This window comes from Hahella sp. NS-SX17 (genome assembly GCF_057367735.1).
On record NZ_CM170632.1, the window covers coordinates 922,657 to 938,702 of the forward strand.

Annotated in this window: 16 protein-coding genes; 9 read left to right on the forward strand and 7 right to left on the reverse strand. The window is 53.3% G+C overall.

Annotated elements, in window-relative coordinates; all coding sequences use genetic code 11:
* Positions 1-12: 12 nt before the first annotated feature.
* The 4 genes from AC2IBB_RS04175 to yrfG form a co-directional block, all read right to left on the reverse strand.
* Complete coding sequence (locus AC2IBB_RS04175; RefSeq protein ID WP_486331651.1) at positions 13-1,548, reverse strand: phosphoenolpyruvate carboxykinase; 1,536 nt, start codon at positions 1,546-1,548, stop codon at positions 13-15.
* A 230-nt stretch (positions 1,549-1,778) separates the two neighbouring features.
* Complete coding sequence (hslO, locus tag AC2IBB_RS04180; protein WP_486331652.1) at positions 1,779-2,636, reverse strand: Hsp33 family molecular chaperone HslO; 858 nt, start codon at positions 2,634-2,636, stop codon at positions 1,779-1,781.
* 30 nt (positions 2,637-2,666) lie between these two features.
* Positions 2,667-3,080 (reverse strand): ribosome-associated heat shock protein Hsp15, encoded by a 414-nt coding sequence (gene hslR, locus AC2IBB_RS04185; RefSeq protein ID WP_486331653.1) that lies wholly within the window; start codon positions 3,078-3,080, stop codon positions 2,667-2,669.
* Positions 3,081-3,093: 13 nt separating this feature from the next.
* Positions 3,094-3,771, reverse strand: a complete 678-nt coding sequence (yrfG, locus tag AC2IBB_RS04190) for a GMP/IMP nucleotidase (RefSeq protein WP_486331654.1) — start codon at positions 3,769-3,771, stop codon at positions 3,094-3,096.
* A gap of 115 nt (positions 3,772-3,886) precedes the next feature.
* Here yrfG and cysQ point away from each other — a divergent pair, with 115 nt between their 5' ends.
* The gene (gene cysQ / locus AC2IBB_RS04195) at positions 3,887-4,720 is read left to right on the forward strand and encodes a 3'(2'),5'-bisphosphate nucleotidase CysQ (RefSeq protein WP_486331655.1); all 834 of its coding nucleotides are present in this window, start codon (positions 3,887-3,889) and stop codon (positions 4,718-4,720) included.
* A gap of 90 nt (positions 4,721-4,810) precedes the next feature.
* Here the strand turns inward: cysQ and AC2IBB_RS04200 are convergent, their stop codons facing one another.
* Both AC2IBB_RS04200 and mutM read right to left on the reverse strand, forming a co-directional pair.
* The gene (locus AC2IBB_RS04200) at positions 4,811-5,155 is read right to left on the reverse strand and encodes a hypothetical protein (RefSeq protein ID WP_011394547.1); all 345 of its coding nucleotides are present in this window, start codon (positions 5,153-5,155) and stop codon (positions 4,811-4,813) included.
* A gap of 202 nt (positions 5,156-5,357) precedes the next feature.
* Positions 5,358-6,173, reverse strand: coding sequence for a bifunctional DNA-formamidopyrimidine glycosylase/DNA-(apurinic or apyrimidinic site) lyase (gene mutM, locus AC2IBB_RS04205; RefSeq protein WP_486331656.1), 816 nt, complete (start codon positions 6,171-6,173; stop codon positions 5,358-5,360).
* Positions 6,174-6,477: 304 nt separating this feature from the next.
* Here mutM and AC2IBB_RS04210 point away from each other — a divergent pair, with 304 nt between their 5' ends.
* Positions 6,478-7,671, forward strand: a complete 1,194-nt coding sequence (locus tag AC2IBB_RS04210) for a DesA family fatty acid desaturase (protein WP_486331657.1) — start codon at positions 6,478-6,480, stop codon at positions 7,669-7,671.
* A gap of 148 nt (positions 7,672-7,819) precedes the next feature.
* The gene (locus AC2IBB_RS04215; protein WP_486331658.1) at positions 7,820-9,448 is read left to right on the forward strand and encodes a hypothetical protein; all 1,629 of its coding nucleotides are present in this window, start codon (positions 7,820-7,822) and stop codon (positions 9,446-9,448) included.
* Positions 9,449-9,511: 63 nt separating this feature from the next.
* Here the strand turns inward: AC2IBB_RS04215 and rsmD are convergent, their stop codons facing one another.
* On the reverse strand, positions 9,512-10,105 hold the full coding sequence (rsmD, locus tag AC2IBB_RS04220; protein WP_486331659.1) for a 16S rRNA (guanine(966)-N(2))-methyltransferase RsmD: 594 nt from the start codon (positions 10,103-10,105) through the stop codon (positions 9,512-9,514).
* Between the two features lie 183 nt (positions 10,106-10,288).
* Here rsmD and ftsY point away from each other — a divergent pair, with 183 nt between their 5' ends.
* The 6 genes from ftsY (at position 10,289) to hyi (ending at position 16,034) form a co-directional block, all read left to right on the forward strand.
* The gene (gene ftsY / locus AC2IBB_RS04225) at positions 10,289-11,419 is read left to right on the forward strand and encodes a signal recognition particle-docking protein FtsY (protein ID WP_486331660.1); all 1,131 of its coding nucleotides are present in this window, start codon (positions 10,289-10,291) and stop codon (positions 11,417-11,419) included.
* Positions 11,420-11,473: 54 nt separating this feature from the next.
* Positions 11,474-12,136 carry a cell division ATP-binding protein FtsE gene (ftsE, locus tag AC2IBB_RS04230; protein WP_486333921.1) on the forward strand — a complete coding sequence of 221 codons (663 nt, stop codon included), beginning with the start codon at positions 11,474-11,476 and terminating at the stop codon, positions 12,134-12,136.
* A gap of 33 nt (positions 12,137-12,169) precedes the next feature.
* Positions 12,170-13,204: a permease-like cell division protein FtsX gene (gene ftsX, locus AC2IBB_RS04235; protein WP_486331661.1), complete on the forward strand. Its 1,035-nt coding sequence runs from the start codon at positions 12,170-12,172 to the stop codon at positions 13,202-13,204.
* Between the two features lie 240 nt (positions 13,205-13,444).
* The gene (rpoH, locus tag AC2IBB_RS04240) at positions 13,445-14,299 is read left to right on the forward strand and encodes an RNA polymerase sigma factor RpoH (protein ID WP_216738859.1); all 855 of its coding nucleotides are present in this window, start codon (positions 13,445-13,447) and stop codon (positions 14,297-14,299) included.
* Positions 14,300-14,383: 84 nt separating this feature from the next.
* Positions 14,384-15,274: an NAD(P)-dependent oxidoreductase gene (locus tag AC2IBB_RS04245; RefSeq protein WP_486331662.1), complete on the forward strand. Its 891-nt coding sequence runs from the start codon at positions 14,384-14,386 to the stop codon at positions 15,272-15,274.
* Entirely contained in the window at positions 15,267-16,034 is a 768-nt protein-coding gene (gene hyi, locus AC2IBB_RS04250) for a hydroxypyruvate isomerase (RefSeq protein ID WP_486331663.1), read from the forward strand. Before AC2IBB_RS04245 ends, hyi begins: the two co-directional genes overlap by 8 nt.
* Positions 16,035-16,046: the final 12 nt, after the last annotated feature.

Below are 16,046 nucleotides of genomic sequence, written 5' to 3' on the forward strand. Positions count from 1 at the left end.
CAGAGCCGTCGCTTAATCCAGAGAAGGACCCGCCGCACGGATAGCGTCGGAAACATCGAACTTTTTAAAGTTCTCCACAAACTGCTGGATCAGGTCTTGCGCCTTGGCGTCATAAGCTTCTTTATCCGCCCAGGTGTTGCGTGGGTTCAGCAGCACGCTGTCGACGCCTTCCAGTTCTTTGGGAACAGTCAGGTTCAGCTTTTCCAGGCGCTCAGTTTCGACGTCCGCCAGCTCACCGCTTTGGATAGCGCTGATGATGGCGCGAGTCACAGGAATGCTGAAGCGCTTGCCTACGCCGTGGGAGCCGCCGGTCCAGCCAGTGTTGACCAGATAAACCTTACTGCCGAACTCATCCATACGCTTCATCAATAACTCTGCGTAAACGCCTGCAGGGCGAGGGAAGAACGGTGCGCCGAAACAGGTGGAGAAAGTGGATTTCAGCTTGGAGCTGGAGCCCATCTCGGTAGAGCCTACCAGAGCGGTATAGCCGCTCAGGAAGTGATAAGCCGCTGCTTCTTTGCTCAGGATGGACACGGGAGGCAATACGCCAGTCATGTCGCAGGTCAAGAAGACGATCGCGGAGGGTTCGCCTGCGCGGTTTTCCAGTACGCGCTTTTCCACATGTTCAAGCGGATAGGCGCAACGGGTGTTTTCGGTCAGGGAGACGTCTGTATAGTCTGGCGTGCGATCTTTATCGTCAATGACGACGTTTTCGACGATAGCGCCAAAACGAATAGCGTTCCAGATAACCGGCTCGTTTTTCTGGCTCAGGTCGATACACTTCGCGTAACAGCCGCCTTCCACGTTGAAAACAGTGCCGCGGCCCCAGCCGTGCTCATCGTCGCCGATCAAAAAACGTGACTCGTCAGCGGAGAGCGTGGTTTTGCCGGTGCCTGACAAGCCGAAGAACAGGCATGTCTGACCGTCTTCACCGACATTGGCGGAGCAGTGCATGGGCAGCACGTCTTTTTCCGGCAGCAGGAAGTTCTGCACGGAGAACATCGCCTTCTTCATTTCACCTGCGTAACGCATGCCAGCCAGCAGCACTTTGCGGCGCGCAAAGTTGATGATGACTGCGCCATCGCTGTTGGTTCCGTCACGCTCAGGCTCGCACACGAAGTCTGGAATGTTCATCACTTGCCATTCCTGTTTGTCCGCCGGATTGTAACGCTCGGGGCGAATGAACAGGTTGCGGCCAAACAGGTTATGCCAGGCAGTTTCGGTGGTGACTTTGATGGGTAAGTAGTGCTCTGGATCAGCGCCTACGTGCAGGTGGGAAACGAATCTGTCGCGGGTTGAGATGTAATCTTCGACGCGGTCCCAAAGTGCGTCGAATTTCTCTGCATCGAAGGGACGGTTAATCGCGCCCCAGTCGATAGCATCCGCAGTGCTGGGCTCCTGCACGATGAAACGATCCATTGGGGAGCGTCCCGTTCGTTTTCCGGTGTTGACCACCAGGGAGCCGTTGGCGGCCATGCGGCCTTCTTTACGGCAAATAGACTGTTCAACCAATTCGGCTGAACTAAGATCTGTATATATATTGCTCACTTAACCTCGCCCTCATTATAACAATCATAGGCGCAGACGCCGCCGTTCTTTTAGATTTTGTTATGCTCGGGACGCGCTGCGTTATCGCAAACAGGGGCACTATTATGCCAAAAGCAGGTTGAAAAGACGACAGTTTCTGGGTGTGCGTAAGGCCTAGTCCTGCGGGCGTTTCCGGCCCGCCCCGTGGGGGCTGGCCGGGGTGCGCGAAACGGTTCGCGCGGGCGTCAGGCTTAATGCAGGGTGGGGGAGTCGAATAACTGCTCTATACGCTCGCGGCCAAAGCTGTAGCGCTGTAGGCAGAACTGGCAGTTCATTTCTATTTCGCCGTTCTCATCCAGAATGGAAAAGGCTTCTTCGCGACCCAGCGACTTCACCACTTCCAGGGTTCGCTCTTCTGAGCAGGAGCACCAGAAACTGGCGGGTTCTTCCTGCAGTACTCTGACGGACTCTTCATGAAACAGGCGTCGCAGTACTTCTTCCGCAGGCAGGCTGAATAATTCGTCAGCCGTCAATGTCGTCGCCAGAGCGACGACGCGCTCCCAGTTTTCACTGGAGTGTTCTCCTCCCTTGGCGACCGGCAATTGCTGCAGCAGGAGTCCACCCCAGCGCCCATTGGATTCATATAGCCAGATTTTGGTCGCCAGCTGCTCTGAGCGTTCAAAGTATTCTTCCAGGCAGGAGGATAGAGAGTCTGAAGATAGCGGTACAATACCCTGATAGCGCTGACCGTTTTGTGGTGTGATGGTGATAGCCAAGGCTGCGCGATTACCCAGCAATTGTTTCAGGGATGCGCTGTCTGGGCTCCCTTCCCAGCGGGCGATGCCGCGGGCGGTGCGGCGATGAGTCGCTTCCGCCATCAATAGGCGTAACTCGCCTTCGCCGGTGGCCTGCAGGGTGGTGTCGCCTTTGATTTTGAGCGTCGCGCTCAGCAGCAGACTGGCGCTTAAGGCCTGACCCAGTAATGCCTGGATCGCCTGAGGATAGTCATGGCGAGACAGCGCGTCTTGTACGGTTTTTTCCAAAACCAGCAACTCGCCGCGGATGTCCAGTTCGTCAAAAATAAAGCGTTGTAGTAAATCAGCTTTCATGAGTGAGGAAATATCCTGCTCTAATCAATATTAATCGTGTTCAGCTTGCTCTTTGAAGCGGTGGATCATACGCCGCTGCTTCTTGGTTGGCCTGCGCGCCGGCGGCAATTGCGCGGCTTGAATCTGTTTCTGCTGCCAGGCCAGTTGTTCGCGTTTTTTGACGCTGGCTTCTGTTTCCTGGTACAGCTTTTGCGCCACAGGCGCCGGACCGCGCTTTTCGGAGAGATCCAGCACCAGCACGGTTTTCTCCGACCACCCCTGTTTAAGGGTAATCTCGGCGCCGGCTTCCACGACCCGACCGGGTTTAACCCGCGCTCCGTTGTAGTGAACCCTGCCGCCTTCTATGGCTTCCTTGGCGAGCGTGCGGGTTTTGTAAAAGCGTGCGGCCCATAACCATTTGTCCAACCGCACTTTGTGTTCTGTCGCTGTAGCCTGCTCCTTCATTTATTACCTGTCTCTAAACTTTACTGTTGCCGTAGGCGTTGGTAGGCAAAATCTGATCGAAGTGCAGAATGCCTTTAAACTCAGTTTCTTCTTCCGCAGGGCGTTTGCTGTCCGGGTGCAATACCGCAAGCAAGTGCGCAACGCCATACTCTTTGGCGGAGCGCAATACAGACAGGCTGTCGTCTATCAATAGCGTCCTGTCCGCCTGGAATGGCTCAACTTCCTGCAAGCGGCTCCAGAACGCAATGTCTTCTTTGGGGACGCCAAAGTCATGGGAGCTGACGATCCTGTCAAAATAAGGCGTTAAGTCTATCTGGCGTAACTTTAGCTCGAGGCTCTTGCGATGTGCGTTGGTCACCATCACTACTCGGTGGTGGCTGTCCCGCATTACCCTTAGAAAATCTTCAACGAAGGGACGGTAACCAATGAGGTGTTGGATTTCCTCTTTCAACGTGGGAATGTCCACATCCAGCTCACGGCTCCAGTAATCAAGACAGTACCAATTCAACTGCCCCTGCAACTGACGGACTTTCTCAAGCAGGTTCCTGCTCACCACTTCTGGATGCTGCTCTTTCATTTCCGCCAAGCGTTTTGGCAAATGCTCCATCCAGAAAAAGTTGTCGAAATGTAAGTCCAGTAATGTGCCATCCATATCAAGCAATATAGTATCGATGGCGCTCCAATCCAGCATGCAATAACCTTCTTTACTTCATGAGTAAGTCTGTTAGATTGTAACTCTTTCAAAGAGTACAGGACAGGCGCGCGCAAAGATGGCGTCGTCCCCCTTCCCTTCAGGACAAGGTTACATGATAGATAAAAACACCATTGAGCGGATGCACGCCGAAATTCAAGGGATTATGAATGCGGCAGGCGCAGCGATTCTTGATGTATACGAAAAAGCGGAATCCATTGAAATCACCACCAAAGACGATGACTCCCCACTGACTCAGGCTGACCGTAGAGCGCATGCCATTATTGCCGAAGGCTTACGGAAGATGCCGGAAGGTTTTCCGGTGCTTTCGGAAGAATCCACTCTGCCGGAATATGACGTTCGTCGCCAATGGACTACATATTGGTTAGTTGACCCGCTTGACGGCACTAAAGAGTTTATCAACCGGAACGGCGAATTCACGGTCAATATTGCGTTGATTCATGAAGGCTTTCCGGTGGCGGGCTGGGTGTATGTGCCTGTGAGAAGCCAGCTATATTATGGCTGGAGTCTGGATGGCGATACTGCTGCGTTCCTGGCGGAAAACGGGACGTCTCACCCAATAGCCGCTCGCAAATTGAATCCAGAGGCGGAAGTCGTGGTAGTGGCCAGCCGTCGTCACGGTGGTGAGGCGCTGCAGCCCATGCTGGATAAAGCGGAAGCGCGCTTTGCAAAACTGGAGCGTAAGAGCATTGGCAGCTCTCTGAAAATCTGTCTGGTGGCGGAAGGCAAAGCCGATTGGTACCCCCGTTTGGCGCCGACCTCTGAGTGGGATACCGCTGCGGCGCATGCGGTGCTGCTGGGAGCTGGCGGAGTTATGGTGGACGCTGAATACAAGCCGCTACGCTACAACGCTAAAGAAAGCATCTTGAACCCGCATTTTCATGCTATCGCCGACGATGGCGAGGTGTGGAAAGAGCTGGTGCTTTAATTGCAAAAGGCCGGCCATACACTGGTCGGTAAAATGAAAAAGCTGGCGTATTGCCAGCTTTTTCATTTATGTGGGCGGTCAGCAATCGACTTAGTTTTGTGCGCCCTCGTCACCCAAAGTCACCACTTTCTCCTTACGGCCAACCTGGGTGCACCCCAGACAGCGTACAAATGTGGTTTTGGCCGGGCCGATAACTAAGGTTTCCGCCGCCTCCCCTGCGTTTCCACCCAAAGCGGAAAAGGGCAGTGAAGCGACGTAAACGACGGAGCCAATGACAGTGATGCCGAACAGCACCGGGCGGGCGAACAGAGCGTCACCGGTCATGGCCAACGCGGATGGCTTTTCCTCCACGATTTCGCTGTATCCTGCAGTAGGCATGATGAAGGCTGCAGTGGCGACAACAATACTAATCCAACGAATAAGCGTCTGGCGCATGGGTGAACTCTCCCAATTAACAAATCCAATAGTCTATCTATTAAGACAAATATAACAGGCTTTTGGAAACTTTCTAAAAAAGAATCAGCTGTTTTGCCATAATATTTTGTGTATTTTCTAACTTTGCCGAGCCCCTGTCGACGCCTTTTCTTGAGTTTGTGAGATTCTCCCATCAGGCGCCTGTAGCGATAGTAGGCATATCTTACCGTTGGCAAGAGGGACAGAATACGCTGGCCCGCTGGCCTAATTTGATTTCCTTGAGTTCCGTTTGACATACCGTGCAGGGCTGTCCACCCCGTCCATAGGCGCGCAACGTCTGCTGAAAGTAACCAGGCTTGCCGTCGCCGCCTACAAAATCCCGTAAAGTGGTGCCGCCCATGTTGATCGCGTCGCTTAGTACTTTTCTGACTGCCTCCGCCAGAGCCTGATAACGTTTGAGACTAACCTCTCCCGCTGGCCGTGTAGGTCTGATGCCCGCCAGGAACAGAGCCTCATTCGCGTAAATATTGCCAACGCCGACCACGATGGCCTGATCCATCAGGAATGTTTTTATCGGTGATTTACGCTGCCGGGATAACTTATAAAGAAGCTCTCCACTGAACTGGTCGCTCAAGGGTTCAGGACCAAGGTGTTTCAGCAGGGGGTGTTCTTGCGTTGGCTGATTTAGCAGCAACAGGCAGCCGAAACGTCGTGGGTCGTTGTAACGCAGGGCGATGTCGTCCTCAAGCAATATATCCACATGATCATGCTTCATTCGTGGAGTTTCCGGCGCCACGATGCGTAGGTTGCCGGACATTCCTAAGTGAAAGAGCAGCTCATCGTCCCCCAGGTTGATCAACAGATACTTGGCCCGACGGGTGACATTCAACACCGTTTTACCCTGCGCCGCGGCGGGCAAGTCCATTGGTACGGGCCAGCGCAAGCGTGGCTCATAGATATTTACTTGGAGTATTTTTCTACCAGTGATGTAGGGCGCAACGCCTCTACGGGTAGTTTCCACTTCAGGTAATTCTGGCACGGAGCAAACCTTTATTTCGAATTGAGTTGGGAGGAGAAGACCACCGACTGAGCGTGACCTCTGTAAAGTCAGGCATTCACCAAGTAAAAACAACAGTCTAACCATGAGGGTGTGAAAAACCTATAGAGAACTTCCCCGAGATGGCATGAGTTAGCCTTTGTAATCGCTGATTGCAGAGTGCGAACATTGTCCCGTTTCAGGCGGGTTTTTCAGCAATTTCTTACAAACTTTAATATGCGGGGGCGCAAAGTTTAGCGTACACTTGTACGCTCAAATTTCGGGATACAACAAGAGAGATTTCCACATGTGGTATGAAGGCCTGCTGGGGCTGACTGCTTGGCAAACCGTCCTGGCGACCCTGATCCTTACGCAAATCACCATTGTAAGCGTTACCCTCTACTTACATCGCCATTCGGCTCATAACTCCCTCGATCTGCATCCGGCGCTGGCGCACTTTTTTCGCTTCTGGCTGTGGCTGACGACAGGCATGATCACGAAAGAGTGGACTGCGGTGCACCGTAAACATCACGCCAAGTGTGAGACGGAAGAAGATCCGCACAGCCCGGTCAAAAAGGGGCTGAAAACTGTATTTTGGAGTGGCGCGGAGCTGTATAAAGCCGGCGCGACTGAAGAAACTCTCAAACGCTATGGGCAACGCACCCCGGAAGACTGGTTGGAGCGGAACCTTTACGCCCCCTATAACTGGATTGGCATCACCGTTATGGCTGTAATTGACCTGCTGTTATTCGGCGCCAAAGGGATTACCGTATGGGCGGTGCAGATGATGTGGATTCCGTTCTTCGCCGCTGGCGTCATTAATGGTATTGCGCACTTCTTTGGCTATCGCAATTTTGAATGCACCGACAACGCCAGAAATATTTCGCCCTGGGGCTTTTTCATCGGTGGTGAAGAGTTGCACAACAATCATCACACCTATCCGCACTCGCCCAAGCTTTCCGTTAAGCCTTGGGAGTTCGATATAGGCTGGATGTGGATCAAGATTTTTGAGTTTCTTCGTCTGGCGAAAGCCAAGCCTGTCGGACCTATTGCGCATCAGGTGCCTGGAAAGGCGCTGCTGGACGTTGATACGCTGATGGCCATCGCCAACAACCGCTTTCAAGTGATGGTGCAGTACCGCAAGAAAGTGCTGGCCCCGTTATTGAATGAGCGAAAACTGCAGCTGCCTCCGGAAGAACGCACATTGTTGCAGAAAGTGCGTAAGCTGATGTATCGGGAGGAGTCTTTGATTCATCCGCAAGAACATCACCGCTTGCAGGAAGTGCTGGCGAAGCATGAAACCCTGCAGATGATTTATCAAAAGAGCAAAGAACTACAGGCGATCTGGAAGCGTCAGCCTGGTATGCAATATCAGGATAAGGTTGCGGCTTTGCGTGAATGGTGTCATCAGGCAGAGCAAAGTGGGGTGCGTCACCTGGAGGAATTTGCCGCCTGGCTGAAGTCCTTCTCTTTGGTCCCTGCGCCTGCTGTGGCGCGATAGCGGTTTCCGCTGCCAGACATATCTCTAGAAAGACCGGCCGAAGCCGGTCTTTTTTCTCCTCTTTCCCTAATCTTTGACCATACTTTCTTCTGATTCAGGCGAGAATCAGTCCGCCGCACTTTGCGCTGTTCATCTATCAGGAGGAAACATGAAAAGCGAAAGAACAGTCGGGACTTTCTTATATATCTCTTTGCTCACCTTGCTCATCCTTGGCGGGTGTGATTCTGACAACAACTCATCAGATAGCGGTAGTAGCGGAAGCGTGTCCGCTACGGTTGATTTCCCCACAGGCGTGACTGTGGCCAGTCCTGTGGACGCCTCCAGTGGTCTGGGGGCTCTAAAAGTCGGCGACAAATCGCAACGGAAGGAACTTCCCAGCGTTGCCTTTTCCGCCTCAGCGGTGGCGTCTTCAAGCGCCTACACGGAAACGTCTGCGACCATCTCTCGGGTTTTGAGCCGAGACTTGGCGTTGACTGCGAGCTTTGATCCGACGGCGTTCTTTACCCGCGGTGGTAATGCCTCCTGTTACGGACCGACATTAAAGTGGCAAAACCACCCTGACGCGGGGATGGGCGATCCCGGTTCGGGCGAACTGCCGAGTGGGGATCTGGGTATTTGGAACGCCAGTACGTCAGACGGTGAAGCCTGTGCGGCGGCCCAGTTGAACGCGCGAATGCGGGATGTCCAGGCGCGTGTAGGCATGGGGATGCTGACGTTGGCGGGCATGGTGGCGGTGTACGAGTCCACTGGCGCGACCTGGCCGGACGATATCAGCCCGGGAACGAGTGTCGACCTGGCGGCTGAGCTGAATGCGTTGAGTCTGAGCAGTATGACCTTTAACAGTGCAGTCATGAGCCTGGATGCAGGCGGCTCTGTCTGGTCTTACAGTTTGTCCGTGAACTACGACGACGGATCTGGGGCGCGTAATATCTCCCTGAACTTGCAGCATGCCATTACTGATCGTGATGCGGGCTTGTTCGAAGGACTTTTTTCCTATCTTGTAGAAGATGTCTTCGCCGGCGGTAATTGCGGGGTGGGAGATAACAATGTCTCCCACAATGGCTCGGTGCATTACAAGAAAACGGGTTCCACCAACGTCACTTTGCAATCAAGAAGCGCCACAGCCTGTGGCTGGGCCAGTACGACGCCTGCAGCGGATATCCGGGATAATCTGGTTTCCTCTACGGTATTGAGCGAGGCCTTTGCTGTTGATCCGGGTGGGGCGTGGGCGGACAACTTCAATGTATTTACAGCTGAGTTTAATACCGACAGTCTGCTGGGCCTCTATTCTTATTCGTGGCAGGCGGGTTCAGGCGACTCCCATGCGCGGATTTTGGATATAGGTATAGAGACCACAGCCGGAGGCGAAGCCTACTTTGGTTTTGGCGACAGAGTTCAGGATAGCCTGAGCGGTCAAATTAACGGATTTATCTGCAACTGGGCCGGTCCGGGAAATGATCATAGCCCAACTGACTTTAGTCAGTATGCGCAGAGACAGTTTCTGACCTATGACTCGGGCAGCGACAAGTACATCGTCTCCAGCGACGGCTCGTCCGACATTACCTATGCGCCAACCAACATCTGTATGTATGCAGGCGGCGCTTTCTTATATGACCGGGACCTGGATGACGATCTAAGTGATGAAAACGCCAGCACCGTCAATGTTGTGGACGGCGGTTCGCCATTGGATTTTGACTTAATGACAGTATCTGACTCGGAAGCCAATATTTGGGAGCATATTATCACTCGCGGCTACAGTCTTCCCGTATATCCATGATAATCGCGTACTGAAGATGAAAGCCTGAATGCGGCGCTCTCCGGTAGTGGGCGCCGCTAAGAATTAGTCTGGCTGGCGGACCAGACATAGTGCATATTGCACTTGACCGGCTGTCTTATGACGGGAAATAGCCCAGCCGGGAGGTAGTGGAAGCGGATTGAGCTCTACCTCTGCTTCGATATACACATAGGCGTTTGCTGCCAGCAGTTTTCTTTCCGCCAGGATTTGCAGGGCGGGAGCAAGAAACTCTTTTCTGAAAGGCGGATCAAGAAATACAACCTCCCAGGGCTTGTCCGGCGACGCAGCTTTTAACCAACTCAGTGCGTCTGCGTTCGCTACGCTGGCGTTATCCGCGCGTAAAAGCTGTATTTGGCTTTTCAAATGAGATGCAATCACCGGGCTTTGATCAATAAAGGTCACATCCGCAGCGCCCCGGGAAAGCGCTTCCAATCCCAGTGCGCCGCTACCACAAAAAACGTCCAAGCAACGAGGGCCGGGAAAAATGGGCATTAGCCAGTTGAACAGCGTTTCCCGCACCCGATCTGGAGTGGGACGAACCCCATCCAAGGCGGGAAATGTCAGTTTTCGCCCTCGATGAGCGCCGCCAATAATGCGCAGTTGGCCCAACTCTGGGGTGGGCTTGCCTTTATGTCTCATGCTGTGTGTATGGTCCGAATGAAATAAAAATAATCAGGCGTCTTGGGCGTAACGGCCCTAATCCGACTGCGAATGTCAGGAAGAGGCGGAGCGGGTAGGGCCGTTAGCCTTGCGTACAAACATCGCAGGTTAATAGAATAGGGCCCCATTTGCATCTTCGCCTAAGTTTTGGACATCTCTGATATGCATTCAATGATCAACTATGTGTTTCTGGCCCTGATGGGGCTGTCGGTATTGTTATTGATCGCCGACATTCTGTCCCGTAGAAATAGCCTTCCGCGCCCGCGTCCATTTGAATTGAGTCCTCCCGAGACGCAGAAGAAAACAGAGGCGAAGGGCGTAACGCCTCCAAAGGCGCAACCTGCTGTTCCCCAAGAAGCGCCGTCGCAGGAGCCGGCCGGCGGTTGGCTGGCGAGAGTTCGCTCAGGCCTGAGCAAGACGCGGGGGCAGTTCAGTCAGAACCTGATGGCCCTGTTCGCCGGCTCCAAAGCGATAGATGGCGAATTGCTTGAAGAAATTGAAACGCTGCTGTTGTCCGCTGATGTCGGCATCGAAGCCACTACGCAGATTACTCAGTCGATTACTGAAAAGCTTGATCGTAACCAGCTAAAGGATTCGTCCGCACTGTATGACGCGCTGAAAGAAGAACTTCGCGGCTTGCTGGAACCGTGCTCAAGTCCTTTGCAAATAGAAAAGAAAACCCCGTATGTCATTCTGGTGGTCGGCGTTAACGGCGTTGGTAAGACTACGACTATCGGTAAGCTGGCCAACAAATTCCAACAGGAAGGTCGGTCTGTCATTTTGGCGGCAGGGGACACTTTCCGAGCCGCTGCGGTGGAGCAATTACAGGTCTGGGGCGAGCGCAATAATGTGCCGGTCGTCGCCCAGCACACTGGCGCTGATAGCGCCTCTGTTATCTTTGACGCCGTGCAGGCGGCCAAGTCTCGCGGGGTGGATGTCGTTATTGCAGATACGGCGGGACGTTTGCAGAACAAAGAGAACCTGATGTCCGAATTGGAAAAAGTCGTGCGCGTCATCAAGAAACATGATCCTGACGCCCCGCATGAAGTGATGCTGGTGCTGGACGCAGGCACTGGTCAGAATGCGCTGAGTCAGGCCCAGTTGTTCCGTCAGGCGGTGGGCGTTTCCGGCATTACTATCACTAAACTGGATGGCACGGCGAAGGGCGGCATATTGTTCGCCATCGCCAAGCAGCACGGGTTGCCGATTCGTTACATTGGCGTAGGTGAAGGCATTGACGATCTGCGTCCTTTTGACGCCAACGAATTTGTGGATGCGCTGTTTGACGCATAAAACCGAAGCCTGAAGGGCGATGAGGTAAAGAGGAAGCTTATGATCGGCGACAGCATGATCCACTTTGATCGGGTCTCAAAACGCTACAGCGGTGGGTTCGAAGCCATTTCCGATGTCAGTTTCTCATTGCGGCGCGGCGAGATGGCGTTCCTGACCGGACATTCCGGTGCGGGGAAAAGCACGCTGCTTAAGTTGATCATGCTAATGGAGCGTCCTAATCAAGGACGGATTTATGTTGGCGGACAAAACCTTGAGAAGTTTCCACGCCGGCAAATTCCTTATTTTCGTCGACATGTTGGCGTGGTGTTTCAGAACCACCACCTGTTATTTGATCGCACTGTATTTCAAAACGTGGCGTTGCCCTTGGAAATTGCCGGCGTTTCCTCCCGGGAAATTGGAAGACGGGTACGCGCGTCTCTGGATAAAGTAGGACTCCTGAAAAAAGAAAACTCATTGCCCATCACTTTATCTGGCGGGGAGCAGCAGCGAGTGGGCATAGCCCGTGCGGTGGTGAATAAGCCGCCATTGTTGCTTGCTGATGAGCCTACGGGAAACCTGGACCCGGAATTGTCCGCTGAGATCATGCGGTTGTTCCAACAGTTTAATCAGGTTGGGGTGACAGTGCTGATCGCCAGTCACGACTTGGCGTTGATTTCCCATATGAAGCATCGCGTTATCCGACTTGATCATGGCCAATTGGTGGCTGGTCGTGGCTGAGCGCAACCTCCCGAGCGAAGAGAATAAAAGAATATGAAAGAAAATATACCGCGCGGAGCCAGCCCCTCTAGATCGGGACGTAAACAGCCGCCTCCTCCGCCAGCGGAAGCGCCACCGCGACAAGGCGCCTCTGCTGGATTGGAGCAAAGCGGCCTGGAAGCCTACTTTTCACACCATCGTCTTGTCGCTCGCGACAGCCTGATGCGTCTGATACGGAGTCCTTTCTCCAGTTTGATGACATGGTTGGTTATTGCTGTGGCCCTGGCCTTACCCTCTGGGCTGTTTGTCATGTTGGGCAATCTCGGTGGATTGACGGAAGGGCTGGAAGGCGCATCGCGCATATCGCTTTATATGAAACTGGATGTTGACGATCAGGCCGCCTACCAATTGGCGCAGAAACTTAAAGAGCGGCCTGAAGTTCAGTCGATGCAGTTCATTAACCGCAGTCAGGCGTTGGAGGAGTTTAAATCCCTGTCTGGATGGGGGGATGTGCTGGCTTATCTAGATGACAACCCGTTGCCAGCGGTGATTGTATTGCAGCCTGCGCCTGAGTACGGCCAGGCGGAAAAGGTGCAGACGTTTACGGATTCGCTGTCCAAGTTACCTGAAGTGGACAATGTGCAACTGGACTTGCAATGGGTGAAACGTCTGAATGCGTTGTTTGAAGTACTGGGGCGCAGCACCCTGGCCATTGGAGCCTTATTGGGATTGGCGGTGATACTGATCATCGGCAACACCATTCGGCTGGCGATTGAGAATCGTAAAGATGAAATTCTGGTGGTCAAGCTGGTTGGCGGCACTGATCCCTTTGTACGCAGGCCGTTTTTGTATACTGGGTTCTGGTATGGCGTAGGCGGGGCTTTACTGGCTTGGCTGTTGGTGAATATGGCTCTGCTATGGCTAAGCGGTCCTGTAAACCAGCTGGCTGCATTGTATTACAGCAGCTTCAACCTGTCTGGGCTGTCAGTCGAGGCCTCTTCCCTTCTGTTGCTGACGGGTTCTTTCCTGGGGTGCGGCGGCGCTTGGTTGGCGGTTAGACGGCATTTGGACGATATTGAGCCTAAATGACCAATTTTTAATATCGGCCGGCTATTGAAATAACGGCAGCCGGCCTTAATTACAGTTAAGCCCTATTATCCAGAGCGGGCGGCGAGCTTGATGGGAGTAAGCTCGCAAAGGCTTTCAGGCGCGAACGGTAAAGTCGATAGTAGTGATACATTTCGTTACAATGGGAACTTTCGACTACGTTGGCAGTCTAATCGTCAAGTGCTATATTTTCACGTCGAGTTAGATAATTGGAGATTTTGAATGGGTACCAGTTTACGGCCGGTAGAAATGCTTGCTCCAGTAGGGAATCTGGAGGGATACGTTCACGCGGTAAACAGCATTCCTGTTCTCAGCGCTGAAGAAGAGCGCGAATTGGCGGAACGTTTCCACCAGAACGAGGACTTATACGCAGCCAGACAGTTAGTCATGGCTCACCTTCGCTTTGTGGTGCATATCGCCAAGAGTTATTCCGGATACGGTCTGTCTCAGGCTGATTTGGTCCAGGAAGGGAATATTGGATTGATGAAAGCGGTTAAGCGCTTCAACCCTGAGTTTGGCGTTCGTCTGGTTTCCTTCGCGGTGCACTGGATTAAAGCGGAAATTCACGAGTTCATATTGCGTAACTGGCGTATCGTCAAAGTGGCGACCACCAAAGCGCAACGTAAGCTGTTCTTTAACCTGCGCTCCGCCAAGAAGCGTCTGGCTTGGCTGACTAACGACGAAGCCAAAGCCGTTGCGGAGGATTTGGGCGTCGATACCCATGTTGTGCGGGAAATGGAAAGCCGATTGGCTGGCCAGGATACGTCTTTTGACGCAGGGGCGGATGAAGACGACGAAACGGCGTTCAGGGCTCCGGCGAATTATTTGGAAGATCGCCGCTACGATCCGGCGATGATGCTGGAAAATGAAAACTGGGAAGAGGATTCCAACAGTCGTCTCCATGACGCGCTGACCCAGTTGGATGAGCGTAGCAAAGACATCATTCAAAAGCGCTGGTTGGCTGAAAGTAAAGCCACGCTGCATGAGCTTGCCGATGAGTACGGCGTTTCCGCTGAGCGTATACGGCAGCTGGAAAAGAATGCGATGAAAAAAGTCAAATTGATGCTTGAAGCATAAGCGACGCCAGATATTGAAAAAACCGCCGCATGGCGGTTTTTTTTTGCGGAAAACCTGTGGTCAAGCTCTGGAGGAATAGACCCCATGCATATCGCTTTTCTTGGCGTCGGCTTGATGGGCGCGCCCATGGTGGAGAATCTGTTAGGCGCTGGTTATTCCTTGACGCTATGGAACCGCACTCGCGCAAAGGCCGAAGCGTTTGCTGAGCGAGCCCATATTGCTGACGAGCCTGCGCAGGCGGTTGCAAAGGCGGAAGTTGTTATTCTGATGCTGGAAAACGGCCCTGTGGTTGACGATATTCTGATGCGGCAGGGCGTTGCAGATGCTGTTCCGCCCGGGGCTTTAGTCATCGATATGGGCTCTATTCCGCCATCATTGGCGCGTAAACACGCTGGTTATCTGCAGGCAAGAGAGGTGGCTCACCTGGATGCGCCCGTCTCAGGCGGGACAGTGGGGGCAGCGCAGGCGACGTTATCGATAATGGTGGGAGGCGAGCGGAGTCAGTATGACAAAGCCCAGCCTGTCTTCGGCGCACTGGGCAAAGCTACCTACATCGGTCCTCATGGCGCTGGACAACTGGCGAAGCTCGCTAATCAGGCGATTGTGGGGATCACCATCGGCGCTGTGGGCGAAGCCTTAATGTTGGCGGCCAAAGGCGGCGCCGATCCGGTGGCTGTGCGAGAGGCGTTGCTGGGAGGGTTCGCATCAAGCCGTATTCTGGATTTACACGGCCGCCGCATGCTGGAGCGCGATTTCCAGCCAGGAGCGACAGCCAGAGTACAGCACAAAGATTTGACCATGATCCTTGATGAGGCCAAAGCGGAGGGGTTAACTCTGCCCCTCACCGAACAGGTTTTCGAGGAATATCAGGCTTTGTTGGAAGCCGGGCATGAGAATGTGGACCACAGCGGCCTATTGCTGCACATAGAGGCGCTTAATCAGATTCGTCTTGATGGAGAGCATAAGGATGCCTAAGTTCGCCGCCAACTTGTCCATGCTGTTTACGGACATTCCCATGGAGGCGCGTTTTACGGCGGCCGCCGAAGCTGGATTCAACGGAGTGGAAATGCAGTTTCCTTATGCCTGGGATAAAGCTTTATTGTCCGCCAGCCGAGAGAACGCCGGCGTCAGTGTAGTACTGCATAACATACCTGCTGGGGATTGGGATGCCGGTGAGCGCGGAATTGCGTGCATTCCGGGCCGGGAGAGAGAGTTTAGGGAAGGGGTGGAATTGGCTATCACATACGCCAAGGCTCTCGGCGCGTCCAGATTGAATTGCTTGGCGGGGATAAAGCCTGCTTCAGTAAGCGATGAGCAGGCATGGCTCACGCTGACCGAGAATTTGCGCTATGCGGCGAAAAAGCTGAATGACGAGGGCATTGTGCTGACACTGGAAGCGATCAATAGCCTGGATGTCCCTGGTTTTCTGGTCGACAGCACAGAAAAGGCGCTGCGTGCGATTCAACTCTCAGGCGTCAGTAATATTAAATATCAATACGATATCTATCATATGCAAGTGATGGAGGGCGATTTGGTGCGGACTATCAAGCGTCACCTCGCTCAGATCGGACATATTCAGTTCGCCGATAATCCAGGGCGTCATCAACCTGGAACTGGCGAAATCAACTTCGCATATATTTTCTCCCAGCTTGATGAAATGGGTTATCAAGGGTGGGTGAGCGCAGAGTATATTCCCCTCGGAAATACGTGGGAGACGCTGGGATGGTTGCAATAAGCGGCTTCGCCC